Source organism: Halomonas sp. AOP30-A1-24 (assembly GCF_052378165.1).
Classification (GTDB): domain Bacteria; phylum Pseudomonadota; class Gammaproteobacteria; order Pseudomonadales; family Halomonadaceae; genus Vreelandella; species Vreelandella citrativorans.
The window spans coordinates 1-25712 of the sequence record NZ_JBQSXL010000006.1 but is presented as its reverse complement, the minus strand read 5'-3'; the positions used below and the strand labels follow the sequence as shown (position 1 = coordinate 25712).

Genomic DNA, 25712 nt, shown 5'->3' with positions numbered 1-25712 from the left:
CTGCGAGCGACGCGCTATCCCTCCCGGCACTAGAAGTACCGGGTATCCCGCGCAAAATCTGATGATGATGTCGAGAAGAAGCTTCGCTTGCGGGCTTGCCGCCTTCGCCGCCTTCGCCGCATCCACGCAAGGGGCTTTTGCGGCGCGCGTCTGTGCGGTGAGCGAACTGGGTGAAACATGCCTGGCGCAGCCGGCGCGGCGGGTGGTGGCGCTTGACCAGCAGAGTGCGGAATTTCTTCTGGCGCTGGGCCTGCAACCGGTCGGAATGACGGGCCCCGCCAATTATCGCCGCTTCACCGGCGATGCCGAGCCCCGGCTTTCGGACGAGGTGACCGATCTCGGTCTGTCTTCCGCACCCAATATCGAACTCATCATGGCGCTTGAGCCGGATCTGATCCTCGGCAGCGCCAACAGCATCCAGAAAAGTCGCACCCTGCTTGGCGAAATCGCGCCGGTGGCGGCATTCCTTTCCTATCCAGCCGGAAAACCCGACCAGATGGCGAATATGGTCGAGACGCTGCGTGCCGTCGCGCGTCTGACGGGACGGGAAGCGGAATGCGGCGATTTCCTCGCGTCTCTCGATGAAACGCTTGCGGAAATGAAGCAAAGTGTCGTCGCGAAAGGGCTGGACAAGCGTCCTGTCGTGCTGGGCAATGTCAATGCCGGCGTCACAGGGGCCGAAATCATGCTCTTCAATCGCAATGCGCTGCCGGCGCAGCTTTTGCAGCGTTGCGGCTTCGCCTATGCCTATGATGACGACCGCTATCTCGAAAAAGGCTTCAACGTCACCACCGCCGAAACGCTGATCGCCTTGCAGGATGCCGATTTTCTCTACATGCCCTTCAATGAGAAGGGTGTGGCCAATCTCATGGCGACGCCGGTGTGGCGCAATCTGCGTTTCGTGCGCGAGAACCGCTTTCAGCCCATTCCCTACCGGCTGATCCACAACGGCCCGCTGAGCGCGCGGCTGTTTCTGCGCGATGTCCGCAAGGCGCTTCTGACGTGAGCGTGCCGCGGCAATGCTTGCGCGAACTGGGCATGATCGGGGCGGGCGTCATGGCGCTCGTCGCCGCTTTCGCGCTCAATATGGCGCATGGCGAGGCCCGGATCGGGGTTGGCGACATCATCCGCTCCTTTGCGTATAATGACGATCTGCTGCGCGACGTCGTCAGCGGCTTTCGCCTGCCGCGCGCCACCATAGGGGTGCTTGCGGGCAGCGCCTTCGCCGTCTCCGGCGCGCTCATGCAGAGCATCCTGCGCAATCCGATGGTGTCGCCGGGCATTCTCGGCATCAGCGCGGGAAGTTTTTTCTTCATTGCGCTGGCCACCATATTCGCACCGGCCCTGATCGTTTTCATGCCCATCGCCGTCGCGGTCTGCGGCGGTCTGGTTGCCGTGCTGATGGTCTATCTGCTGGCGGGCGGGTTTCGCGCCACGCCGCTGCGCATTCTTCTTGCTGGACTGATCGTCGCCATGACGATTTCAAGCATAACCGGCGCGCTGCTGCTGCTCTACGAGAGCGAGGCGCGGTTTCTCATTACCTGGAGTGCGGGTTCGCTGCGGCAGAACGGCTGGAGCAATGTGCAACTCGTCTGGCCATGGATCGTCCTCTGCCTCATTGCGGCTTTCACGCTGTCGCGCGCATATGATATTGCCCGGCTCGGCGAGGATACGGCCAGAAGCCTCGGACAGAAACACGCATTGCTCGTCACCGCGACCCTGATCGTCGTGCTGGTGCTGACGGGCGCTTCCGTCGCCGCCACCGGTCCCATCGGCTTCGTCGGTCTTGTCGCGCCGCATCTGGTCAAGCTTGCGGGGGTCAGACGGCATGCCGCGCTGATACCGGCCGCGGCACTCTGGGGCAGCAGCCTGTTGCTTGCCGCCGACAGCATCACCTACATGCTTGGAAGCCTGACCAGCGCACCGCCCGTGGGGGCCATTACGGCAGCCCTCGGTGCGCCATGGCTTCTGTGGCTCGTCCTGCGCCGCAGCCGGGGCGGGCAGATGAATGCGGCTTCATCGCTCGATTTCGGCCGAGCCGGACATGTTTCCCCCACGATCCTGCTTTTGGCCCTTCTGCTCCTCATCGGCCTCACGCTGCTTGCGGGTCTCATGTTCGTCGGCGGTCTGCCGCTGTCGGGAATGCAGGTCATGCAGGCACTCTCCGGCAAGGCTGCGCCGCTCATGCAGAAGATCGTCTGGGACATGCGTGGCCCGCGTATTCTCGCAGCCTGTCTTGCCGGTGCGGGTTTCGCCCTTGCCGGCGCGCTTTTTCAGGCAGCATTGCGCAATCCTCTGGCGGATTCGTCGATTGTCGGGGTCAATGGCGGGGCGACGGCAGGCATTCTTCTCATGGTGGCGCTGTTTCCCGCAGCAAGCGCGACGGGCATCGGCATGGCGGCACTTGCCGGTGGAATGCTTGCGGCGGCCACCGTCTATATCCTTGCATGGCGCACGAGGCTGACACCGACCTTTCTCATCCTGATCGGCATTTCCGTTTCCGCCCTTTGCGGCGCATTCGTGCAGATACTGGTCATGCAGACCCGCTTTACCGACAATCCGATGGTGTGGCTCATCGGCGGACTTTACGGGGCCAACTGGTCCACGGTGCAGATATTGTTTCCCACGCTTCTTGCCGGTTTCATCTGTGCGATGCTGGTGGCGACGAAACTCGAACTGCTTTCGCTCGGCGACATCACGGCGCGCAGCCTTGGTGCTGCGATCGCGCCCGTCAGGCTCGCCGCCGGAGCGACGGGCGTCACGGTTGCCGCCATCTGCGTTTCGCAGACCGGGCCTGTCGGCTATGTCGGCCTGCTGGCGCCGCATCTGGCGCGGTTTTTATGCGGCCATTCCCTGCGCGCGGTCTTGCCCGTTTCGGTGCTGGTCGGTGCGCTTCTTCTCGGGCTCGCCGATATTGCTGCCCGGCTCGTCATTGCGCCGGGGGAACTGCCCGCAGGCTCCGTCATTGCGCTGATCGGCGCCCCTTATCTCATCTATCTTATCCGCCGGAGTATGCGCACATGAGCCATCCGAACCGACAGCTTCATTTCAATTCCTGTATCGATCATCTCGATCTGGCATGGCGCATTGCGGGGGATATGCCGTCCCGTCTTTTCGATATGCGCCAGCTTGAGGAGCGTGCGCAACTGGCCGAGAAAGGGCTGATGGACGCCATGTTCATCGCCGATTTCTACACCTACCGTCCGGGCTTTTCGCTGGAACCCATAGCCCTTCTTTCAGCACTTTCCACGGTGACCAGGCATATCGGGCTGATCGCCTCCGTTTCGACCACCTATAACGAGCCTTATAATCTCGCGCGCATGTTCGCAGGCCTCGACCGCCTCAGCAATGGCCGCGCGGGCTGGAACATGGTGACGACGGCCATCGGCACGGTCGCCGCCAATTACAGCCGCGACGAACATCTCGAACACGATACGCGATACGAGCGTGCCCATGAGGTGATCGAGGTCGTAACCGCGCTGTGGGACAGCCTCGATGAAGATGCGCTCTCCTGTACGCCTGAGGGCATGCTCCACGCCTCACCCGGGAACGTTCCGGCCCTCGATCATCGTGGAAAATGGTTCGAGGTTCAGGGGCCGCTCGACATACCGCGCCCCATACAGGGCAGCCCGGTGCGCATGCAGGCGGGTTCGTCGCAGGCGGGACGGGATTTCGGCGCACGCTGGGCGGAAGTCATCTTCACCGCCCAGCCGGTCCTTTCCATCGCACAGGAATTTTATGCCGATATTCGCCGCCGCATGGCCGCTTTCGGACGCACGCCCGATCAACTCAATATCCTGCCGGGCCTGATGCCGATCGTTGCGAAAACCCGCACGGAGGCCGAAGCCCTTCTGGCGGCGCGACAGGGCGCGGGTGAAAATGCGGGCGCGCGCATGAAGGAAATGGTCGGCATCGACCTTTCGCAATTGCCGCCCGACGAGCCGATCCCTCTCGATCTGCTGCCCGAGCAGGGATTCACCAACGGAATGCGTGGAAGATCGGATCTTTATCTCGACATGATCCGCAAGCATCGCCTGACCCCGCGTCAGGTGCTGCAACAGGGCGCGCATCTGGCTTTCGCTGGAACGCCGCTTGAGACGGCCGACCTCATCAGCGAATGGTTTACGGGCTTTGCCTGCGACGGCTTCACGCTGATGTGGCCTTCTCTTGAGGCGAATATCCTGTTTGTCGAAGAAGTGGTCCCCATCCTGCAACGGCGCGGTTTCTATCGCACCCGCTATGCGGGAACGACGCTGCGCGACCATTTCGGTCTGGCGCGCCCCGACAACCGGCGCTTCGCTGCAAAGGGACATTGAAAATATGAAACAGCTTCATTTCAATTATATTCTCGGGCCGGAAAGTCTCGCCGCGGTGGATGGCGTTTCCGCGCGTCCCGGCGCTCTCCAAACTCTCCTGACACTGGCGAAACGCGCCGAATCGGGCGGGATCGACGCGCTCGTCTTCAGGGATGCGAACAATGCGGGCCTGGTGCGGGAAGGATGTGCATTCCTTCCATACGAGCCGTTTACGGCTTTTGCGGCGCTGGCGGCTGCAACCGATCGCATCGGTCTTGCCGCCGCCGTCTCCCCGCGCACCAGCCAGCCCTATAACGTTGCGCGGCGGCTTGCGACCATCGATCATATCAGCCGGGGCAGGGCTGGCTGGCACATCACGCCGTCGGCAGATCAGCAACAGGAGCAATATGGCGATTTGAGCCGTCCGCCTGTCGAGGCCGTTGCCGCACGGGATGCGGAATTTCTCGAAGTGGTCCACCAGTTATGGGATAGCTGGTCCCCGGATGCCATCGTCATACGTTCTGACGGGCGAGTGAAAGTCAACGGAGAGGGGAACGGCCCCATCGACCATCGTGGACACTATTTTTCGGTCAAGGGGCCGCTGGACGTTCCGCGCCCGCCGCAGGGCAGGCCGGTCTTGTTTCACAGCGTGGTGACGGAGGATGACATGGATATGGCGGCGCGCTTTGCCGATGTCGTGATTGCCGAGGCGATGGACCTCGAAGCGACCGCAAAATTCGCGGACGAGATGAGCCTCCGCCTGAAAAGCCATGCAAGGGATCGCGCAGACGTGCGGATCATGCCCGTTCTAGGTTCTACCAACACCTGCACCGCGGAAGCTGTGACCGAGAGGATCACCCAGTGGCATGGTGCTGGAATCATTGACGGCTTCAGCCTTGCCGGAACATGCCTGAACGGTTTTATAGACGAGGTCATGCCGCTTTTGCGGCAGGCCGGTATGTTACCGGAAAAGACAGGCCCATCCACCTTGCGTGAGAGGCTCGGTCTGAAAAATTTATACATGGAATAGGTGCACGATCCGGTCCCGGTACCCTCCGCCTGATCCCCTGGCCGATGGGTGTACATAATCTTGCGAAATTACACTCCGACACGCAGCTCTTCCAGAGTCTGTCTGGTTCATTATGACCCAGACAGACTCTGGGTTCTTTTGTTTTCGTTTTTCTTTTCGGGAAAACGGGTTCCACTTTTCCCAGTCTTTCCGTTTACGACCGAAATACACGCCCCTTGCTTCGTATATGTGAGACACGAGGGCGATCATGCAGCGACGGCGGCTGCGCTTGAAGCATGGCCCTTTTCCGTTTCCAAATTTGCCGGTCTCGTTAAATCTTCAGCGCCAGTGAGCGCGCATTGTTGATGTGGACCGTTATCGCATCCATTGCCAATTGCGGAGTGCGCGTTTCAATGGCTTCCAGCACTTTCAGATGCTCTTCCATGACAGGAATGACGCGGCCAGCGATGCGAAAACGCTCCTGATTGATGAGACGCATCTTGATATTGTTGGTCTGATATTTACGCCAAATGATTTCGTTGTTCAGCGAACCGATGATCGTATCGTGCAGGTTCCAGTCGATATGTTCCCTGCGCAGGGACAGCAAGATTTCCGCTGACGCCTCCTGACAGAAAACAGCGACAACTTCCCGCTCAATGAAAAGACGAAATTGAAATGCCTCACGAATGAGATTGAGGTCGACATGCGCGATCTGTAAACCGCGTTGTGGCACCGTCTTGATAAGGCCCTCCACCTCCAAGCGAGGAATAAGCTCCCGTATCGCGCCGAGCGGAAGCCCTGTTATACTGACAAGTTGCCGTTGCGAAACGAACTGGCCGGGATGAAAATCGCCCGCCAGCAAGAGTTTGATGAAACTCTCATATGCCCGATGTCTTGACTGGACTGTCGCGGTCTTATCACTCACTCACGCTTCTCCTGCGGATCGCCAAACATGCACGTCGGCAAAAAATACCTGCCGCCCCATTCAAACCTTGTGCGCAGTAGCCGATTATTCCATACACACAGCATGACATGTTAACGCTAAATCAAACATAGCACAGGTCTGAGTCAGTTTGGCAAACCCATTGAAGAGACTTTTTATATCGTTTTGATCAGCGAGCCTATTTTCCGGTCTGTCTCCTGCAGCAGGATGAAGGCTTCGAATTTGACATCGTGGAACCTTGAGATCTCTCCGCCCTACGGCTCGGGGATTTCCTTGAGGTGGAAAAGTTACCCCAACTGCATTATGCCGGCGGTGAGGGTATCTGATTAAGCTGCTTCCTGCAAAAGTTTAGCAAACACCTCTGCGGGTGTCTTAAATCCAAGACACTTGCGCGGGGTCGCATTGAGCTTATGGGCGAGGGCGGTTAACTGAGCCTGGCTGACCTGCGCCAGATCCGTATTGCTGGGTAAATACCGTCGGATGCGCTTGTTGATGTTCTCAATAGTGCATTTTTGCCAGGGTGAATTTGGATCACAAAACCAGCTTCTTGCCCCCATTCCATCCTCCAAAGCCCTATAACCCATAAACTCGGAACCACGATCAAAGGTAAAACTGCGGCGTGCATGATAAGGCAGCGCTGCAAAGGCCTGAATGATTTTGTTCATGATAGGCTTTGAGTGCCGACTGCTGTTTTTAATGATGACGAAGTAACGACTTTTGCGTTCAACAAGTGTCATGACATTGGCTTCTCCGAGGTCACGATCAAAGATGATCAAATCACCCTCCCAATTGCCGAATTGCAGACGATTGCCAATAAAATCAGGACGTTGATGAATGCGAAACGCTTCTGGAATGCGGGAGCTGCGCGATCTTCTGGTGCCGCGTGGGCAGCGCTTTGTGCGCATCTCGGCCAGATGCTCATACAGCTTTAACGCATATTCTTCCTTTGAGTAAATGAAGCGATAGATCGTTTCTGCGCATAGACGTATCGCGCTCAGACCATGGCTAATCAGTCGGCCGCAGATCTGCTCTGGTGACCAGTGTGCTTCCAATTGTTCAATGACGAACTTGCGCAGCTCTGGGTAACGTCTGAGCTTGCGCAACCGCGTTCTGCGGTCTTTGCTGATGTTGTCGGCAAAAACACTATGATAGCCATTATAGTCTGGAATCTCGGCATCCCAAAAGCTGTTGCGCTTGATCTCGCGATAGATCGTCGAGCGATGACGGCCCATCAGCCGCGCAATATCGCCGAGAGGGAGTTTAAGCTGTTTCAGCTCAAATAACCGGCGACGTTCCGCCAATGTGATCTGTGAGTAGCAATTCGACATCCAATTTCCTCCATGGCTAACCACATGAATTCATTGGCATGTTGCAGTTTAAAATAGAATGTACCCCGGTTATATAATGTGTTTTGGCAAGTTAGGGATACGCTATCTCCAGCAAGATAGAGATGCGACAGGTGCTGACGTTCAGCCCCCATTCCGAGAGGCTGGTCAGAGTTGCAAGCGAGGAATGGGGGCGGGTCGATAGGTGCCCTTCGGCTTTAGCTCTGAGAGTGCCAAATGTCATTGATCTGGCCATTTCACTCCGTCGCAGCCAACCGAGCCAACGCTTTTTCCCGGCGCGCAATAACGTCAGGATCGTTCATGTAAGCGGTGCGCGATTTGCGCTCGCGCTTCTGATACCCGTTCCCGACACTGCCATCAGGCACGCCAAACAAATGGTTCGTCTGACCTGTGCGACGGGGACCGCTCTGGCTGCGTTGCAGTTCCCGGCCTGCCTGCATCTCGGCCACAATCGAAAGCATGTCATCCAGTCGCTTGTTCTCGACAACAGGCGAGCGATGAACAGAACGAAGCTTGTCGAATGTTCTGTAGGGCAGGGTGTCCGTACCATACATGATCTCCAGACGGCCATCCGGATAGTCGCAGACAATCACCTTTTGTCGAGCCAGCCGCTTTGCAAACTCCGTCGGCTCCAGGATGAACAGCACCTTGTCGTAACGCAGTGTCAGTGTTTGCGACAGTGTCCGTACTTCCTTCCGGCACATCGCACCATCGATGTTCTCATGCGCGGCCAGCGGTCGATGCATATCCTTAGGATTGCGCGGCTCCTTGCCAAAACGAGCATTGAAGTCTGCAATATATTCCGGCGTGTGAGGTCAGGCTGAAGCGCGACTTTTCGGTTTGAGTTTACGCAAAACGATGTCTGTTTGCGAAGAGTTTCTGCCGAAAGACTTCTGCAGGTGTTTTGTACCCTAAACATTTGCGCGGTGTATTGTTGAGGCGATGACAGATGAATGCGAGGTCTCGATCACTGAGGGTAAGTGGATCAAGGTCTCGGGGGAGCCAACGTCTTGTGCGGGGTCGGTTCCGGCTGGGGGCGAAATGACACCCTAAGCGGCACACAGCAACGATGAGGCGATTGCGGACTTACTCAAGCTTGGCCGCGTTTCTCTGCGAGCCAAAGTTTCAGCAGCCCAGCGACCCGCCCAAGGTCGCCGTTGACCTTGGCCAAGTCCGCAACGGCGGCCAGGTCAACGACCGACCTTATTGGGGTGTTCAACCCAAGGGCGCGCAGGTAGCCCGAACGGGACATGCCCGCTTCTTCGGCGCGCTCTGTGATGGTCGCTTTCTCGTCGTCTGTCACCCACACCTCTATCGGCTTACCGCGCCGCCGAGGCTGGGCCTTTTCTTTGGTGTTCTCTGGCATTGCCTGCGCTCCTGTTGTTGCTTTTCGCTCTTAGACGCGGCAGCGGCTGTGGGCCTCGCAGAGCAAGATACCGTTGAGCCGAAGGCGAATAAGGGGCGGTGTTGGATGGGGACGGGCTTGCCCGTACCCGTACAACACATATCTTGCCGTCTAGTTCTATGCAATTGTATGCGACAGTAGCTAAACGATCCACCCAGAACCGGCCCAAAGGCCGGAAAAGCCGACGAATCGCATAGAATCGCATATCATCGCGTACAATCGCATTAAATGGCTTGCTCAATCGCATAGAATCGCGTACAGTCGCACTCAATCGCACTGATTCGCGCAGAATCGCATTAGCGTGTATGATGGGCCGTCCGCGATTGAGTCGCGGCGGTCAATAGGAGGAAACAGGCATGGCAGACACGCCTAGCAGCAAGCCCCGCCGGGGCGCGGGACGTGTCGCGTTTCTGGCTCGCCTCGATCAGTTCAAGACGCTGATCGAGGCCGGTAACGAACAGCGCACGGTCTATGACGACTGCGGCGGCGAGGATGAACTAGGTATCAGCTACTCCCAGTTCAACCGTTACGTCGTCCGGTACATCACGGGAGCAAAAGACGATGGACACCAAAGGAAAGGCGCAGGGCAAATCACCCCGCAAAGCCCCTCCCCGGCCGCTACAGGGGCCGCAGGAGGACAAGCAGGGGGCAAGCCTGCCCCAGCAGCTAAACCCGGCTCAAAACGCCCCGGATTCGAGCACAACCCAAACAGCGGAAATAACCGCGACGACCTTATCAGTTAGCGCGGAAAACCTCGTACTTTTAGTGCGAGGATGGATAGCGCGGCGTCCGCCAGGACGCCTTGTGTTTTGCATCCTTACAATATTTCGTCTAAAGTGTAAAGCATGAAAGCCGAACGCGCCTACCAATACCGCTTCTATCCCACGCCTGAGCAAGCAGCCTTGCTGGCGCGGACGTTTGGGTGCGTGCGGTTTGTCTGGAACGCGGTGCTGCGCTATCGCACCGACGCGTTTTATCAGCGTCAGGAAAAGATCGGCTATAACGATGCCAGCGCGTTCCTAACACAGTTAAAGAAGCAGCCGGACACCGCCTTTCTAGCCGAGGTTAGTTCGGTGCCACTGCAACAATGCTTGCGCCATCAACAAAGTGCGTTCAAGCATTTCTTTGCCAAGCGGGCGCGGTACCCCAGCTTTAAATCGAAGAAGCACCGGCAGTCAGCCACCTTTGCCAGTTCGGCATTTTCGTACCGTGACGGGCAGATCACGCTCGCCAAGTGCCGTGAACCGCTAAACATCCGCTGGAGCCGCGACCTGCCTGCGGCACCGAGCACAGTGACGGTATCCAAGGATGCAGCAGGCCGTTACTTCATTAGCTGTCTGTGCAAGGTAGACACTGAGGCGCTGCCAATTACGTTCAAGATGGTCGGTATCGACCTGGGGATCAAAGACCTGTTCGTGACCAGTGACGGCCATCGGGTGAATAATCCCCGCCACACTGCCCGCTATGCCCGAAAGCTAGCGAAGGCGCAGCGGCGCCTCAGCCGTAAGCAAAAAGGCTCGAACAACCGAGCCAAGGCACGGTTAAAGGTCGCTCGCTGTCACGCCAAGATCGCTGACACGCGCCGTGACCACCTGCATAAACTCACCCGCCAGATCGTTAACGAGAACCAAGTGATTGCAGCGGAGAGTTTGCAGGTGAAGAACATGGTCAAAAACCGCCATCTCTCTAACGCCATCAGTGATGTTGGCTGGGGGGAGTTGGTTCGCCAGCTTGACTACAAGGCGGCCTGGGCGGGAAGGCAGTTTGTCCAGATTGATCGCTGGTACCCAAGCTCAAAACGCTGCCATAGCTGCGGCTTTGTGCTGGAATCACTACCGCTGAATGTTCGCACCTGGGACTGCCCAGATTGCGGTACTCAGGGCATCGACCGCGACGTGAATGCGGCCCGCAACATTCTGCAAGCAGGCACCGCGCTATTAGCCGGTGCAGATGGTTGAAAGATCATACCGAGGGGCACTCGGGAATGTACGCCTGTGGAGTTTGTGTAAGACCAGCAGTGCCAAGGCATTGAAGGCAACGAACATCGAAGCAGGAACCAGGAAGGTAACGACCTGGGAATCCCCTTCCTTTCCGCCGCAAGGCGGCAGCGCAAGCTGAGGGAGGGGAGGATGTCAAGGCGGTAGGCGTAGAACTCGGCTAGGGCGCTTAGCACGCCGCCGTACATCAAACCGATGACGGGAACCAGTACCGTGTTGGTGAACTTGATGCGGCGAACGATAGCGATAAAGACAACATTCGCAGCGAAGCAGAAGAGCAGGGCTGCAAGCATTCGTGATCCAGCGCCAGCCGTAGGCATTAGAGACAGCGATACGAGAATGCCCAGTTTGGCGGCATCAAGCCCACCCGAGGTGGCGGGCTCCACGAACTTATTGCGCACGATATGCTGCAAAATCACACCGCAAATCGCGAGGCCCACTCCGGTCAAGGACACCGTGATCAGGCGCGGCAGTCGGCTGGCCGTCAACGTCAACCAAGCATCATCTGACAGGGTGATAAGTTGGTACCCGCTTATCTGCCGCGCGCCTGTCAGTAATGACATCCCGCACAGCAATACAAACAGGAGAGGCAGATACACGCGCATCACTGTGAGGTTTCTCCCGTTTTATCCGGGGTGATGCGCCACCCTTTGGTGGTTTGGCGTTGGTCAAGAAACGTGGCGTATCGCCCCTGCTGAGCGAGCAGTTCATCGGGCGCGCCTTGCTCAATGATGCGTCCGTCATCTAGCACGATGATCTGATCAGCCATGCTCACCGTAGAGAGTTGGTGGGCGATCACCAATAGCGTACGTTGGCCTCTCAGTCGCACCAGCGCCTGGGTAATGATGGCTTGATTTTCCGCATCCAGTGCGGCAGTCGCTTCATCCACCAGCAGAATGGGCGCATTCTTAATGAGTGCTCGGGCGATGGCGATACGCTGCCGTTCGCCGCCGGAAAGGCGGGCGCCTCCCTCGCCCACTGGTGTGTCCAATCCTTGGGGCAGGCGTTCGACGATCTCGATGACACCGGCCAGACGCACGGCGTCCATCAGGTCGGCATCGCTGGCGTCGGGATGGCCAAAGCGAATATTGTCAGCAATGCTGCCGGCAAACAGGTAGCTCTCCTGGAAGATCTGGCTGACGTGATCCGCCAGCTGGGTACTAGACATATCGCGGACGTCCACGCCGCCGACGAGCACACTACCGTGATCTGCATCGAAAAATCTCGCGACCAGGCGCGCCAGAGTGGTCTTGCCTGAACCTGACTCACCGATCAATGCGGTCATGCTACCGGGCGTGATAGATAGGCTAACCCCGTTGAGCACGTCGGGCTCATGCGGCGCATAGCGAAAGCGGACGGCTCTCAATTCGATGGAGGCATCGCGCGGTGGCTGAGGGACCGTTGGCTCGGTTAGGGGGGCAGCGTCGAAAATCGCCTGGATCTCTTCGAGTTGCCCCCTTGCACTACGCAAAATGTCGCTGTGTTGAGCGATGTCCAGCAGCGGTTCGACGAACCGGCTTACCAGTACCAGCGCAATGATGACGCTTATAATGCTCGCTGCCGTCAGTGATCCTTCCAAAAGCGTATTGATCCACAGGGTTGTGACGATCAGCAGCACGGCAAAGACTGTCTGCACTGCCCAGGCATTGAGCAGCGCCGAAAGTGCCGATAGGCAAGCCAGCCTTGTTCCCGAGCGGTGCTGTTGTTCCATGGCCTGTTCTAAGAAGCGTGTGCTGTGGTTGTTCCCACTAAAGGCGCGTAAGACTGTCTGGGCACTGGCGAACTCGACCATGCGCTGACTGGTATCAGAAAAGTGTTGCTGGAAGGCCCTGTCGGCATGCTGGGCAAGCTTGGCGGTGAGTAATAAAACCCCCAAAAGTAGCGGCAGCGCGACCAGCGCCGCAATGCCCAGCGGTGCATGCAACACCAATAGCGCGGCAAGGAGAACGATAGGCGTGACAAGCCCGCTGATCACCGGTGTAAAGACGTGAGCAGGAAGCTGGGCCACCGCCATCATACCCTGCGTGGTTACATGGCTAAGGCGCGCGGTATTTGTCGCGGTAAACCAGCCAACCGGCAGATGGATCACGTGTTCGCCAAGGCGATGGCGGCCCGACTGCAAGATGGCGACGCCGACACGGACGCCTGCCTGCTCCACGTGCCATCGCACTCCCCAACAGATTAGGATGCCGAAAAGCAGCACTACTAGCCATGTGGTGGCCACACTGAGTTGGCCAATCAGGAGGTAATAGAGAAGAGGGATAAGGGCCAAGATGGTCAGACCGCTTAGCACACCATAGACAGTGACCAGACCGAGATAGCGACGCAAGAGCGCGGTGTCTTCGCCAAGCAGTTGATTGAGCATTTTCAGCACGCTGCCACCTTCGATTCCAGTGAGTTTGTTTTCTCTTCCAGTGCCCAAAGGCGAGCATAAAGGTCATTGCTGGCCAGTAGCTGGTCGTGATTGCCTTGCTCAGCAACCGTGCCGCCATCGAGTACCAGAATATGGTCGGCGTGGATGATCGACTTTAGGTGATGCGAAATAATCACAAGCGTCCGCCCCCGGGTTAAACGCGACAGAGCCTGCTGGATGGCCAGCTCATTGCTGGCGTCAACCGCTGCTGTCGGCTCGTCCAGCACCAATAGAGGCGGATCAAGTAACATGGCGCGGGCAATACTGACGCGCTGTTGCTCGCCACCTGACAGTTGAATATCCTCGCCAACCATCGATCGATAGCCGTTAGGGAGTGCGGCGATACGTTCGTGAATATTCGCCGCGCGAGCGGCATCCTCGATTTCCTGTTGGCTGGCCGAAGGGCGGCCCAACGCAATGTTGTCTCGAATGCTGGCATGGATCAGACGCACGTCCTGCAGAACAAAACCAATCCGCTGGTAGAGCGTTGACATCTCAAGATGGCGCAGATCCACCCCGCCTAACGTAATGCGCCCATGGGTGGGGTCAAAAAAGCGCAGCATCAGGCGTGCCAGGGTGGATTTGCCTGCCCCCGAAGGGCCAACAATCGCCGTAACGCTGCCAGGTGCAAGAGTAAAGTGCAGGTTCGATAGCCCGTTTTGGGCATTGTTATAGACGTAACTGACATTTTCAAAGCGAACTTCATGATCGTTGGGGAGCTGGCACTCACTGGAGGGGATTGATGGCAATACCGGCGTTTCAAGCAGTGCCATGACGCGTTGGGCGGCGCCAACGGCACTGCCTAAGTCGTGCAGCAAGGTATGCAGCAGCAGTAACGGAGCACAGATACCGGGGGCTACTAGAATGAATGGCAACAGATCGACCGGTTCTGACCAGCCGTTGGCGACGCAAAATATGCCAACCGTGAGCGCCAGTCCCAATATCGTCACCGTTGTCACCATCGCATGAACATGTGCCATAGAAGCGACCAGAGGGCGGGTAAATTGCTCAAATGCATGGGCAAAGCTATCCACTGCTGCTTGGTAGCCACGATAGGCTTGTCCGGTCGTACCGAAGGCCTTGACGACGGGAATGCCGCAGACAAATTCATTAATGGCGTTATTCATGCGCTCAAGCTGGGCAATAAACTCACCCATATTGGCTTTGCTGGCTTGCATGAGTCGGCGCAGGAAAAGAAAGAAACCGGGAAGAGGCAGTAACGTAATAACGGCGATTTTCCAATCCAGCATGATCAGGTAGACCACCGAGATCAGTAAGGCGCCAAACGCGCGTCCTACCGCCGTGTAAAAGTGCGCGGTCAGGCTGTGCAGCGTCGCAATATCGTCTTGCATCGCCTGTTTTACGTCGCCGGATGCGCGGCTGGTAAACCAGCCAAGCGGTGCTTGGGACAAGCGTCGCATAACAGCCAAGCGTAGCTGGTAGGTGAGTTTGTTATCCGCCAGGTGCGCTACCAGCTCGCCGAGAAACATGCACCCCATGCCGACAAAGAGGCTCACGATGCTGGCTGCTACCACCCAGCCGATTTCACGCATGCTGGAGGTTGATAACTCCCAGGCGGCGCCTGGATCAGACACAAGAATCTTGGCGATATGTGCCATACCGGCAAGCGGCACCATCGTTAATATCGTGCCGATGCCCGCCAGCATTGCCGCGGCAAAAAGCCGTGTGCGTATAGGGGCCAACACTTGGCTGATGGGGCTCTTACCTTGGGATCTCGATGTATCGTGCGTGCTCATGAAGCGTTATGACTCGGCCATAGGGGATTATCGAACCTGCATAGCAGTAGTTTGTAACGAGAATTAGTCGCGTTTAAATAGGCTAATAGATAATTAGTTTCATGGCAATAAACTAATTAATATAATTGCATGCCAATCAACTAATTGACCCTAAAGTGAGTGAGTGGCTAGATAAGGAACGTCAGCGATTAAGGATGCAATATGACCACGCAACAGCCAGTTAAAGCACGCGGGCGGCCGCCTACCATCACGCTTGAGCGTATTGCGAATGCGGGTATCGAAATCGGCCTACCCAACATCACCTTTGTCGGGGTGGCCAGCGCGCTAGGCATCAGCCATATGGCGCTTTATAAGCATGTGCCCAATTTAAAGGCGCTGAAATGCTTAGTGGCCGAAGAAATATTTCAACGTTGGAATATTCCACGAGCTTCCAATGATGCGCCCGGGGAATTGAAAGAGTATCTATCCACTTTTGCCGCATCGATAAGCGAGTTTGTCAAAGCTCACCCAGGATTAACGCCCTATGTGATCCGTCGCTTGGCTGCCACTCAGCCCATGATTGAAAAAATTCGTGCACATCAAAACCATATTGCTGAGGTTTATGATATCTCCCAGGAGCAAGCTCGCTGGCTTCTGGCGACTATAGCTTTTCAATGCTTTTCCGTCGCCGATACGATTTATTCGGTAGTGGGGAAAGAGCCTGTCGAGGGGGCGAGCCGCGGCCTGGAGGAGGCCGAAATGGAGGCGGAATTAGAGGAAGGTATGCGAGCGCTTATTACTGGTGCGCTAGTAATACTGAACGAGCGCTCACGTGGATAGGGCCTTTATAAAAGCGTGCGTCTTCGTCGTTGCAAGTGGCGCCCTGGTCTGGCGTTTAGCCTTTCAAAACAATGAAGGCGGCTCCATCGGCGCCTGCCGCGCCCGGCGGCGCTTCAGCATTTGGGTAATCAGCCCGTAGCGCGGCCCGCCCAAAAAGGCCAGTATCAGAAATACGCCGGTCATTACCGCCATCATGCCACCGATGGAGACGTTGAAATGCACCGCGAGGAAATAGCCGGAAATGCTCGAGGCGATCGAGATCAGCGCGCCGAAAATGAACATCATCCACAGGCGGTCAGTCAGCAAATAGGCGGCGGAGGCGGGAACAATGGCAAAGGCGATGAACAGCACCGCCCCCACGGCGTCGAAGGCCGCCACGGCGGTGGAGCTGGTCAGCATCAAAAGTACATAGAACAGGATCGTCGGCATGAAGCCAAAGGTTTTGGCCAGCGCGGGATCGAAGGTGGCGAGCTTCAGCTCTTTATAGAAGAGCCCGATAAACGCGTAGTTGAGCAGCGTCATTACGCTCATCGAGACCAGCGCCTGGGGAATCGGCAGGCCGAAAAGCTCGACGGTATCCAGCCAGACAAACCCGATTTCACCCAACAGCACGGTGTGGGTGTCGATATGCACGTCGTGGGCGTAGATATTGAGTAGTAACACGCCAATGGAGAAGAGTGCTGGGAACACCAGTCCGATGGCGGCGTCCTGCTTCACCCGCTTGGTATTGGCCAGCGCCTCGGTGAGAAATACTGTCAAAAGCCCGGTCAGCGCGGCGCCGATGAGCTGCACCGGCCCGCTCTGCTGCTTGGTCAGTATCCAGACGATCACGATGCCGAACACGATCGAATGGCTGATGGCATCCGACAGCATGCTGTTGCCGCGCAGCACCAAAAACGTGCCCACCGCTGATGAGGCGATACCCACCATGGCGCCGACCAGAATGATGGGAAGCGCGGTACTGTTGAGAAGCTCTGCGATCATGGCGCGACCTCCTCGAACGTGGCGACCACCTGGCGCGCTTTTGCCTGCCCTGTTGTCGTCAGCCCCCAGTCCGCTTCACCTTGTGAGCGGGTCAGGTAGCCTTGGCGTTTTAACAGGGCAAGGGTGAGCCGTGCGCTCAGCGATAAACGCCGTGATGCAGGCCGGGCCGGGTGTTTATATAGCGTGTAGAGAAGCTGGCGTTTTTGAAGCTCGGCTTTCTGGAGGTAGTGTTTCATGATGCCCCATAAAAGCCCGCGCCCTGGCGCCAGCGCCAGCGACAGCAGCACGATGGCCGTGGCGGTTAGTACGATCAGCGGGCCGGTAGCAAGCCCGCGCGACAGCGTGCTGATCGTCGCGCCGGAGACTCCGCTGACGATACCCACGCCCGCCGCGATGGCAAGCATGGTGCCCAGGTGGCGGCTCCACTGGCGCGCGGCCGCCGCCGGGGCAACGATCATCGCCGCCATCAAAATGACGCCGACCATCTGCAAGCCGACCACCACCGCCAGTGCGACCATGGCGGTCAGTGTCGCCTCGATGGCCGTGGCGGGCATGCCAAGCGTTCGGGCGTACTCGGCGTCGAACGTGACCAGCTTGGCCTGCTTCCAGAAGGCGGCGAGCAGCGAAAGCGTTACCAGCGTCACGCCACCCATCACCCACAGATCCGAGCGCAGCGTGGCGGCGGCCTGGCCGAATAAAAAGGCCTCAAGCCCGCCCTGGGCGGCGTTGCTGGTGCCTTGAATGTAGGTGAGCAGCACGATACCAACGGCAAAGAAGAGGCTCAGGCAAACGCCTAGCCCCGCATCGGTTTTCAGGCGGCTTTTGCGGGTGAGCAGCAGCATGATCAGCGCGGCAAGAGAGCCGGTAGCAAGCGAGCCGATCATGATGCCGCCAATATCGCGGCTGCCGGTAATGATGAAGCTCAGGCATATTCCCGGAAGAGCCGCGTGGGAGATGGCGTCGCCCAGCAGGCTTTGACGGCGCAGCACCGCAAAGCAGCCCAAGGGGCCGCTGATCAGGCCCAGAAGCGAGGCGCCGATCACCACGTTTTGAAAGGTATAATCCGATAGAAGTTCGAGCCACTGCATGGGTCAGGTCACTTTTGAGGCGGGAAACGTTAATGACTCGTGGTCACCCAGCAGCGCGATCTGGCCGCCGTAGGCCTGGCGGAGGTTGTCGATCTTGAAAACGTCTTTGGCGTCGCCACTGGCAATCACGCGCACGTTCAGTAGCAATAGCCAGTCGAAGTAGGTACCGACAGTTTGCAGATCGTGGTGGACGACGATAAGCGTCTTTCCCGCATCACGCAGGCGGCGCAGTATATCGATGATCGCCCGTTCGGTGGTGGCATCGACCCCGGCCATGGGTTCGTCCAGAAAGTAAACGTCGGCCTGTTGCACCAGTGCGCGGGCCAGAAACACGCGTTGTTGCTGGCCGCCGGAAAGCTGGCTGATCTGGCGGTGGGCAAGCTCGCTCATGCTGACCATGTCGAGCGCGTCCATCGCCTCTTTACGTTCTCGGCGCCCGGGGCGCTTGAACCAGCCAAGGCGCCCGTAAAGGCCCATGGTCACCACATCGAGCGCGGTGGTGGGAAAGTCCCAATCCACGCTCGAGCGCTGGGGCACGTAGCCCACTCGCTTGCGCTGGGCGGCATAAGGCTTGCCGTGCACCAGCACCTCGCCGGAAAGCGATGGCACCAGCCCTAAAAGGCTTTTGATCAGCGTGCTTTTGCCTGCGCCGTTGGGGCCGACAATTCCCGCCATCACGCCCGCCGGGATATCGAGATTGATATCCCAAAGCACGGGCTGGTTGTGATAGCTCACGGTCAAATTGTTGATGCTGAGAGCGGGCTCGGCACTTGCAGATGTTACCATCGAGAGTATGCCCTTTTATCCCTGTTGGTCGAGCTGCCACTCGCTTGCCCAGTCGTTGAGCTCATCGGGCAGTGGGGAAAGTGTGCCGCCGAGTGCGTTAACGATATGCTGGGTATTACGGTAGATCATACCCATATAGGTGCCGTCGACGGTACCGTCATCGCCCATGGCGTCGGAATAAAGCTCGCCGCCAACCACAACGTCATGGCCACGCTGCTTGGCCGCGTCGATCACCGCCTGGACGGTGCGCGGATTGATGGTGCTTTCAACGAACACCGCCGGTACGTCGCGCTCTACCACACTCGTCGCCATGTTGCGGATATCGGCAATGCCGGTTTCGGTTTCGGTGCTGATGCCTTGAATACCTTCAACGTCGATATCGTAGGCGCGCCCATAGTAGCTAAACGCATCGTGGGCGGTCACCAGCACGCGCTGACTCTCGGGAATGGTCGCGATACTCTCCTTGACCCACTTGTGGAGCGCCAACAGTTCGGTCTGGTATCGTTCGGTGTTGGCCTCAATAGTATCCGCGCAGTCGGGGCGCGCTTCAATAAAGGTATCGCTTAGCGTCGGCAGCGTTTGCGCCCAAAGCGAAACATCCATCCACAGGTGCGGATCGATGCCGTAGATATCCTGCGCGGTAATCAGCGATGAAGGGTCGATCGAAGAGGGCGCGACAGCAAGCGTCGGGGTGCGCGAAGAGAAATTTTCCAGCACCGAACCCAGCTGGCCTTCCAGGGCGTAGCCCGAGTAAAGAATCTGTTCGGCGCCGCGCAACAGCGAAACATCGCTGGCGCTGGCCTGGAAAAGATGCGGGTCGATCCCGGGGCCCATCATGGCCTGGACGCTAACGCATTCGCCGCCTACCTCCTGTGCCACATCGGCAATCATGCCAATGGTTGCCACCACGTTGAGGGGCGTTTCATCAGCCGCTGCCAAGGTACTGAAAGGCAGCATTCCCAATAGAATCACAGCATGTTTTGTTGCCATTATTAAGCTCCAGACTCGACATGAGGTAGATAGTAGACGAAGCAGTGTTACTCCGTGTAATCATTTTGCGCTGTGGAAACAAGTATAGCCTCGGCTAAGTTTGTGGCGCAAATAATTTAATGTCAAGCGGATAAACGTGCTGAGGTAGACTGAAATAGGCATGAGTTTATGAGGCAATAAGCGCAAATGCGCTATTAATGTATCGCTTTAGTTGGCCAAGGCATCAACGGGTCTTGCGCTGGCATCGTTCGATACTTGAAGGCATACCGATAGTGGCTATTCTGTGGCGCGTGTGAGTAGCGGGAAAGATAGAGCGAGAGGCGTAAATTGAGATTTAGATAAACCTGAGCTTCTGGCCCCAAGGGGGCCAGAAAGAGGGAGTGATAGAAACTGAGGTGTTACCTTGGCTGGTTAACCAGCCTCCGCTCCTGGAGCGGGCGCACAATCAGCCAATCAAGCAGCAGCATGACGATCAACGACGCGCCTACCAGCGGGAAAATCAATCCGCCTATCGCCAGAATGGCAATCAGACCCCGGAAAACGCGTTTGTCTGCCGGTAGTGGCGGTACGCCCATTGCGCGTGAGGGGCGGCGCTTCCACCACATTACTGCGGCCGATACCGCCAGCAGGATAATCGCCACGCACACGGTCAAAAAGAGCAGTTGGTTGGCCAGACCAAACTGCTGGCCCATATGCACGTTGATACCAAATTCCAACCAGCGACCCAGGGGCCCGTAATCGGAGTAGCTCATGTCGATCAAGCGCTCGCCGCTGTACTGATCAAGATGCACCACGCGCTGTTGGCTAAGGTCATTAGGATAGACTGATCCGGTGTACACGCCGGTCTCTGTGGTGGGCAGGCTGACCGCATAGCCATGATGCAATCCCAGCTCATCGAAGATGGCGACAGCGCCGTCAAGGCCAATGCTCGTTGCCTGGCCTGGTCCCTGTGTGGATTCTGGAATTTGTGCCTGTTCGAGTGACCAGTTTGTCGGGCTTTGCGCGTTTAAACGCTCTTCCGACATGGGCACTTCAACGCGCACACCAGAGGGGTAGCCGAAATTGTTACCGTTAGCCCACTGATTAACCTGCGCGCCCCACACGCCCGACCAAGGCATTCCGGTGATCGCCAGAAAGACGATAAACCCACCGACAAAAATACCCAGCACGGCATGCAGATCACGCCAGAACACGCGGCTTTTTGGCTTGCCGCGCACGCTAATCACGCCGCCTTTGCCTTTACGCCGTGGCCACCAGAGGTAAATGCCGGTGAGCACTAGCAGGGTTGCCCAGCCGCCGGCTATTTCAATCAGTTTGCGCGCTGTAGGTCCAAAGTATTTCAAACTGTGCAGATAGCGAACGGTCCACATCACCGTGCCGCGGTCATCCAGCGCCCCCAGCACATTGGCAGTATACGGATTGACGTAAACGGCTAACCGCTCGCCCGAGGCAGTATTCACTGTGATCTCCGCCGAGCTTTTCGGCGTGGCGGGGTCGGTGAATTTTACGGCAGTGCCAGGGTGAGCCGTAAGGGCTGCGCTTACCAGCGTAGAGGGAGGGAGCGTCGCCTCTTGAACGGCTACGCGCTTCACATCAGCGTGTATGAGTGCATCCAGTTCGTCCTTGAAAAGATAAAGGCCCCCAGTAATTGCCAGGGTGATCATGAACGGCAGAACCAGTAAGCCTGCGTAAAAGTGCCAGCGCCAAACGGCGCGATAAAGGTCGAAGGTCTTGCGTTGACCTTCTTGTGGGGGTGACGTGGTCGACATGAAGTCTCTCCAGACCACCAAGCATCTAGCCTGGTGGTTTAAGCGGTAAGGGTAAACAGGTGCTCTACTGAGCACCTGAGTGAATCAGAAACTGAAGTCGGCCCGTGCCCACACCATGCGGCCAGGCTCATTAATGCCGCGATCCAAATCAGCGGGATAGCCAAAGGCCGCATTACCCGCTAGATTCAAGTGTTCGGTGTAGGTGGTATCGAAAACGTTATCCACCCCCACACTTAGCGTTAGGTGGTTGCTTGCTTGATAGGCGCCGTTAAGCGAGAACACCCCGAAGCCTGACGACGATTCCAGATCCTGGCCGACGACATTGCCTTTTTCGAGCGCAATACGGTTTTGTGCCGCAACACCACGCCATAGGCCACCCACAGAGTAGTCATCGTGTGCATAGGACAGGCCGACCTTGGCTTCCAGCGGTGGGATCTGTGGTAATGCCTCATCGTCGTTGGCATTTCGCCCCCAGGCATAGGCCAGCGAGGCATTGCTTACCCAGTTGTCGGTTAGTTGATAGCTAGCGCCCACTTCGGCACCCGCAATCTGAGCATCAATGTTATCGATTTGAGTACCGCTCATGCCCGCGGTGTTGTAATCAAACAAGATGAAATCGTGAACGTATCCTGCATACCCGGACACCCATGCGCTTAAGCGCTGGTCGTTGTACTGCGCGCCGATATCCAGCTGGGTAGTTTTTTCGGGTTGAACACCGCCAAAGGCATTCAAACTACCGGCCGGACCTGCCTGACTAGAGCTCAATTCCCAGTAATCGGGAAAGCGTTCCACATGCCCGACCCCGGCATACCAGGTGACCGGTGCTGAGGCTAAATCCTGCTCATAGCGGATAAAAGCGCTGGGCAGAGTGTCGCGGCGGGTGAGGCCTGCGGTAGCTGTGTCCAGGCTTTCGTCACTGACGCGATAGCGGTCTACGCGGGCGCCGCCAATAAGACGGTCACGTTCATCGATAAAACGGGTGACTTCGCTGAAGGCGCCAAACTGGGTCTGCTCGTAGTCGGGCTGCCAGTGTTCGCCATCCAGATTGCGATGTACCTGATGCTCGACATCGACACCGGCCGTCCACGTGGTGTTTTCCCACTCCCACGTTGATGCGACGCGCGCGCTGCGGGTGCGACGGTCTAGCCGCATGGCCATGCCGTCACTCATGTCCATACCGCCATCCATATCCATGCCGCTGCCCATGTCCATGCCACCACCCATGTCCATGCCGCCGCCCATGTCCATGCCACCACCCATGTCCATGCCGCCGCCCATGTCCATGCCGCTGCCCATGTCCATGCCACCACCCATGTCCATGCTGCCCGGTGAGCGCAGCGTGAAGTTATCCATAATATGGTCGGCATAGGCATAGTTGGCCTGCATTTCCAGACGTTTCCAGTGTTCACCTAAATTCTCGCGCTGAAAACGGATGCCCACGGTTTCGCGCAGAAATTTGCTGCCATCCATACCTCGCCCGGCATAGCGCGCTTCGCCGTCTCCTCGGCCTGCGGTGACTTCAAGCCAGGTATCGTTGTCGGGTGTCCATCCAAGCGCTATGTCACCGTTCCACTTATCCCATAACGAGGGCACGGCGTTGCCATCGCCATCCTGATAGTCATTAGCTTCGGATTGATTGCCGGTAATGCGCAGGTAGCCGTCTTTATTGCCTAAAGCGGCATCAATGCGGCGATCAAAGCGCCCATAGGTACCCAGCATGACGCTGCCATCCACTCGCACACCGGCTTCATCGAACTCCTCCGGGCCGCGGTCAAAGCGCACCGTTGCCGCTGAAGCGCCGGGGCCCCACAGAACGGACTGCGGCCCTTTGGTGACGGTGAGGCTGTCGTAATTTTCAGGTGAGATATAAGACGTAGGCGCATCCATTCTTGCCGGGCAGGCGCCTAGCATTTGGCTGCCATTGGTCAGCACGCGAAGACGTGAGCCAAACATGCCACGGAACACCGGGTCACCGTTGGTGCCGCCATTGCGAATGGCAGAGAACCCAGGGATGGTCTGAAGATAGTCGGCGCCGTCGCTGGCAGGGGCCGGTTGCCGCGGTATACGCGGGTCGGTTTCCACCGTGAGCGGTGAGCTTAGCGGTACAGCGGTCACGACCATCGTGTTTAACGCATGATGATGCTCGTGGTGAGCGGCAGTCGCCTGTGCCCATACGCCTTGAGCAACAACGCTCGATGCGGCAGCGACGCTTAATGTCAGTACGTGTCGTTGAAAACGTTTTTTTAAGCGGGCAGGCGTAACGACGCCATGCCCAATAGTTAGATGCGGCATGATGATCCCTTTTTTGGGTGTAGACAGACGCCAGCCAGAAGCAAACTTCAGGCTAAAAAGGCTGACGATGTGGCGTTACACGATCCGAAAAAAGGGCGGAGCGCGCGTTAGCGCGTGGGGGTAGTTATCACAGGACTTTATAGCCTGCGTCGGTTGCGTCAGCAGCTTATTATGCGTAATAAACGCTTGTAAGCTGATCGGAGGGAGAGAGGTATGCGCCGTTGGGAACTGTTGCCAGATGGCACAGTAACCACATTGGTGGAACCAGTTGAATATCGGTTCTACTTCTTCAGCATGGCCCGCATGATGATGGTGGCTTGCTTGAGGGGCAGTATGTTGATGATGACCGCCGCCTTGATGGCTAGAGTGATGACTAGCTTCGTGATGCGCGTGATGTTGCCCATCGGACTGATACTGTGAAATCAGCGGCCCAACTAACAGCAGCTGCATCGCCACAAACGCCATACAAAGCGCAATGCGATACCAGAGCTTGTTTGCTGAGCATTGTAACTGCACGAAGCCATCTACCTTGGTGGGCAACAGACAAGCTGTTGACGGAGGATGGCCCAATAGTATCGGAAAGTTCCCAAATAAGAAGTGTTGGGCGTGTGGTCTTTTGCCACACAAGGGGCGGTTAACTACTTGTTATTTTTGGTGCGGCCGACCCTTTTAATGATCTTTTTTGGTGCAAAAAGCCGTTAGTGCTGATGGGTTATGACGGCTAAAACTTTGCAGCGATAGTAAAAGTCCACTTTTCCCCATTTTGGCGCATTCCTTGCATTTGAAAGGCTATGACCTATTCAAAAGGATGCGACTGTCTTCCATGACCTTGCGCGAACTCGCCCCACCGCTTGCGGGCTCCGGCCACCGCTTTGACCAGGAACGCCACTGGGCGGCCTCACTGGCGCTGCGTTTTGCCAAGCGCGATGGCGCCACGCGGTTAATCCAGGCACGCCACCAAGGGCCACTTCGGGTCCAGCGGCCGTTTTATCCTGAAGGCAGCCAGGAGGCGTGCCATATCTACGTACTGCACCCACCCGGCGGATTGGTCAGCGGCGACGCGCTCACCATCAAGGCTCACGTCGAGCAGGGCGCACATGCCCTGTTGACCACCCCGGCGGCGAATAAGCTTTATAAGGCCGATAGCCAAGGCGTGGCCTGGAGCCAGCGCACTGAACTTGAGGTCGCCGATGGCGCAACGCTTGAGTGGCTACCTCAGGAAACCATTGCCTTTGATGGCTCTAAAGGCGAACAGCGTACCCATATTGATCTTCACGGCAGTGCTCGCTGTTTAGGCTGGGAAGTCATGGCCTTGGGCCGCCCGGCGAGCGAGTTGCCATACTTATCAGGACGCATTGAGCAGTATTTTCGTTTGACGCTGGATGGCAAGCCGCTGTGGCTAGAACGCCAGCCGTTAGACCCGTTACACCCGCGCTTTATGGGGCGCTGGGGGCAGGGCGGCGCTACGGTGCAGGCCACGCTTTGGGCGGTGGGAATGAGTGATGCGCCAGCGGCGATTGAGGAGCTGCGTAATGCCCTGCCGGATAACCCACGCTGGGCGGTAACGGTGCGCCAGGACGTTTTATTGCTGCGCTATCTGGGTGACTCACGAAATGAAGCCTGGGCGCTGTGCGAACAGGCCTGGCAATTGCTGCGCCCGCGCTGGATTGAGCGCGAGGCCCATATTCCACGTATTTGGTTAACTTAATCGATTCTGATGGAGGCGCCCTATGGAATTAACCCCAAGAGATAAAGACAAGCTGCTGCTGTTTTCCGCCGCCCAGCTTGCCGAGCGGCGCAAAGCGCGAGGGTTGAAGCT

Annotated in this window: 22 protein-coding genes and 2 pseudogenes; 10 read left to right on the top strand and 14 right to left on the bottom strand. The window is 57.5% G+C overall.

Features of this window, described 5'->3' with window-relative positions:
* Nucleotides 1-61 precede the first annotated feature (61 nt).
* From ACT3TJ_RS04810 to ACT3TJ_RS04795, 4 genes are read left to right on the top strand one after another with little or no spacing between them, the layout of a single operon-like run.
* Nucleotides 62-1006, top strand: coding sequence for an ABC transporter substrate-binding protein (locus ACT3TJ_RS04810; protein WP_193057284.1), 945 nt, complete (start codon nt 62-64; stop codon nt 1004-1006).
* Nucleotides 1003-3024, top strand: a complete 2022-nt coding sequence (locus tag ACT3TJ_RS04805) for an iron ABC transporter permease (RefSeq protein WP_193063620.1) — start codon at nt 1003-1005, stop codon at nt 3022-3024. The genes ACT3TJ_RS04810 and ACT3TJ_RS04805 overlap by 4 nt, the downstream gene beginning before the upstream one ends.
* The gene (locus tag ACT3TJ_RS04800; RefSeq protein WP_192539742.1) at nt 3021-4316 is read left to right on the top strand and encodes an NtaA/DmoA family FMN-dependent monooxygenase; all 1296 of its coding nucleotides are present in this window, start codon (nt 3021-3023) and stop codon (nt 4314-4316) included. The genes ACT3TJ_RS04805 and ACT3TJ_RS04800 overlap by 4 nt, the downstream gene beginning before the upstream one ends.
* A gap of 4 nt (nt 4317-4320) precedes the next feature.
* On the top strand, nt 4321-5325 hold the full coding sequence (locus tag ACT3TJ_RS04795) for an LLM class flavin-dependent oxidoreductase (RefSeq protein WP_192539743.1): 1005 nt from the start codon (nt 4321-4323) through the stop codon (nt 5323-5325).
* Between the two features lie 310 nt (nt 5326-5635).
* Here ACT3TJ_RS04795 and ACT3TJ_RS04790 read toward each other — a convergent pair whose 3' ends face one another.
* From ACT3TJ_RS04790 to ACT3TJ_RS04770, 5 genes and pseudogenes are all read right to left on the bottom strand, one after another.
* Nucleotides 5636-6229 carry a GntR family transcriptional regulator gene (locus ACT3TJ_RS04790; protein ID WP_192539744.1) on the bottom strand — a complete coding sequence of 198 codons (594 nt, stop codon included), beginning with the start codon at nt 6227-6229 and terminating at the stop codon, nt 5636-5638.
* A 344-nt stretch (nt 6230-6573) separates the two neighbouring features.
* Nucleotides 6574-7575 carry an IS30 family transposase gene (locus ACT3TJ_RS04785; RefSeq protein WP_444665482.1) on the bottom strand — a complete coding sequence of 334 codons (1002 nt, stop codon included), beginning with the start codon at nt 7573-7575 and terminating at the stop codon, nt 6574-6576.
* A gap of 254 nt (nt 7576-7829) precedes the next feature.
* Nucleotides 7830-8405 (bottom strand): annotated as a pseudogene (locus tag ACT3TJ_RS04780) (ISNCY family transposase); the annotation flags it as partial.
* 34 nt (nt 8406-8439) lie between these two features.
* Nucleotides 8440-8610, bottom strand: a pseudogene (locus tag ACT3TJ_RS04775) (IS30 family transposase); the annotation flags it as partial.
* Between the two features lie 73 nt (nt 8611-8683).
* Nucleotides 8684-8959, bottom strand: a complete 276-nt coding sequence (locus tag ACT3TJ_RS04770) for a plasmid mobilization protein (protein ID WP_225736347.1) — start codon at nt 8957-8959, stop codon at nt 8684-8686.
* A 395-nt stretch (nt 8960-9354) separates the two neighbouring features.
* Between ACT3TJ_RS04770 and ACT3TJ_RS04765 the strand changes: the two genes are divergently transcribed.
* Nucleotides 9355-9741 (top strand): TraK family protein, encoded by a 387-nt coding sequence (locus ACT3TJ_RS04765; RefSeq protein WP_192539748.1) that lies wholly within the window; start codon nt 9355-9357, stop codon nt 9739-9741.
* Nucleotides 9742-9843: 102 nt separating this feature from the next.
* The gene (locus ACT3TJ_RS04760) at nt 9844-10956 is read left to right on the top strand and encodes an RNA-guided endonuclease InsQ/TnpB family protein (protein WP_074211468.1); all 1113 of its coding nucleotides are present in this window, start codon (nt 9844-9846) and stop codon (nt 10954-10956) included.
* On the opposite strand, the gene ACT3TJ_RS04755 is transcribed toward ACT3TJ_RS04760, so the two are convergent.
* Genes ACT3TJ_RS04755 through ACT3TJ_RS04745 form a run of 3 tightly spaced genes read right to left on the bottom strand, consistent with a single transcriptional unit; the run spans nt 10875 to nt 15165 of the window.
* Nucleotides 10875-11600 carry an iron chelate uptake ABC transporter family permease subunit gene (locus ACT3TJ_RS04755; protein WP_444621469.1) on the bottom strand — a complete coding sequence of 242 codons (726 nt, stop codon included), beginning with the start codon at nt 11598-11600 and terminating at the stop codon, nt 10875-10877. The two genes, ACT3TJ_RS04760 and ACT3TJ_RS04755, sit on opposite strands and share 82 nt — an antisense overlap.
* Nucleotides 11600-13360, bottom strand: coding sequence for an ABC transporter ATP-binding protein (locus ACT3TJ_RS04750; protein WP_225733845.1), 1761 nt, complete (start codon nt 13358-13360; stop codon nt 11600-11602). Before ACT3TJ_RS04750 ends, ACT3TJ_RS04755 begins: the two co-directional genes overlap by 1 nt.
* 2 nt (nt 13361-13362) lie before the next feature.
* Complete coding sequence (locus ACT3TJ_RS04745; protein WP_444621470.1) at nt 13363-15165, bottom strand: ABC transporter ATP-binding protein; 1803 nt, start codon at nt 15163-15165, stop codon at nt 13363-13365.
* Nucleotides 15166-15366: 201 nt separating this feature from the next.
* On the opposite strand from ACT3TJ_RS04745, the gene ACT3TJ_RS04740 reads away from it, so the two are divergent.
* The gene (locus ACT3TJ_RS04740; RefSeq protein ID WP_087110705.1) at nt 15367-15984 is read left to right on the top strand and encodes a TetR/AcrR family transcriptional regulator; all 618 of its coding nucleotides are present in this window, start codon (nt 15367-15369) and stop codon (nt 15982-15984) included.
* Between the two features lie 63 nt (nt 15985-16047).
* Here the strand turns inward: ACT3TJ_RS04740 and ACT3TJ_RS04735 are convergent, their stop codons facing one another.
* The 6 genes from ACT3TJ_RS04735 to ACT3TJ_RS04710 all read right to left on the bottom strand — a co-directional run bounded on the left by ACT3TJ_RS04735 (nt 16048) and on the right by ACT3TJ_RS04710 (nt 23893).
* The gene (locus tag ACT3TJ_RS04735; protein ID WP_087110707.1) at nt 16048-16968 is read right to left on the bottom strand and encodes a metal ABC transporter permease; all 921 of its coding nucleotides are present in this window, start codon (nt 16966-16968) and stop codon (nt 16048-16050) included.
* On the bottom strand, nt 16965-18056 hold the full coding sequence (locus tag ACT3TJ_RS04730; protein ID WP_087110709.1) for a metal ABC transporter permease: 1092 nt from the start codon (nt 18054-18056) through the stop codon (nt 16965-16967). The genes ACT3TJ_RS04735 and ACT3TJ_RS04730 overlap by 4 nt, the downstream gene beginning before the upstream one ends.
* 3 nt (nt 18057-18059) lie before the next feature.
* Complete coding sequence (locus ACT3TJ_RS04725) at nt 18060-18842, bottom strand: metal ABC transporter ATP-binding protein (protein WP_087110711.1); 783 nt, start codon at nt 18840-18842, stop codon at nt 18060-18062.
* A gap of 15 nt (nt 18843-18857) precedes the next feature.
* Nucleotides 18858-19832: a metal ABC transporter solute-binding protein, Zn/Mn family gene (locus ACT3TJ_RS04720; protein WP_087110713.1), complete on the bottom strand. Its 975-nt coding sequence runs from the start codon at nt 19830-19832 to the stop codon at nt 18858-18860.
* 398 nt (nt 19833-20230) lie between these two features.
* A complete protein-coding gene (locus tag ACT3TJ_RS04715; RefSeq protein ID WP_442353109.1) occupies nt 20231-21601 on the bottom strand; it encodes a PepSY-associated TM helix domain-containing protein in 1371 nt (456 codons plus the stop codon).
* A gap of 84 nt (nt 21602-21685) precedes the next feature.
* Nucleotides 21686-23893, bottom strand: a complete 2208-nt coding sequence (locus tag ACT3TJ_RS04710) for a TonB-dependent receptor domain-containing protein (protein WP_442353110.1) — start codon at nt 23891-23893, stop codon at nt 21686-21688.
* 213 nt (nt 23894-24106) lie between these two features.
* Here ACT3TJ_RS04710 and ACT3TJ_RS04705 point away from each other — a divergent pair, with 213 nt between their 5' ends.
* The 3 genes from ACT3TJ_RS04705 to ACT3TJ_RS04695 all read left to right on the top strand — a co-directional run.
* Entirely contained in the window at nt 24107-24313 is a 207-nt protein-coding gene (locus ACT3TJ_RS04705; RefSeq protein ID WP_442353111.1) for a hypothetical protein, read from the top strand.
* A 403-nt stretch (nt 24314-24716) separates the two neighbouring features.
* On the top strand, nt 24717-25601 hold the full coding sequence (locus tag ACT3TJ_RS04700; protein ID WP_087110721.1) for an urease accessory protein UreD: 885 nt from the start codon (nt 24717-24719) through the stop codon (nt 25599-25601).
* Between the two features lie 22 nt (nt 25602-25623).
* Nucleotides 25624-25712 (top strand): urease subunit gamma (locus ACT3TJ_RS04695; protein ID WP_444665484.1); only part of this gene is annotated, 89 nt, incomplete at its 3' end.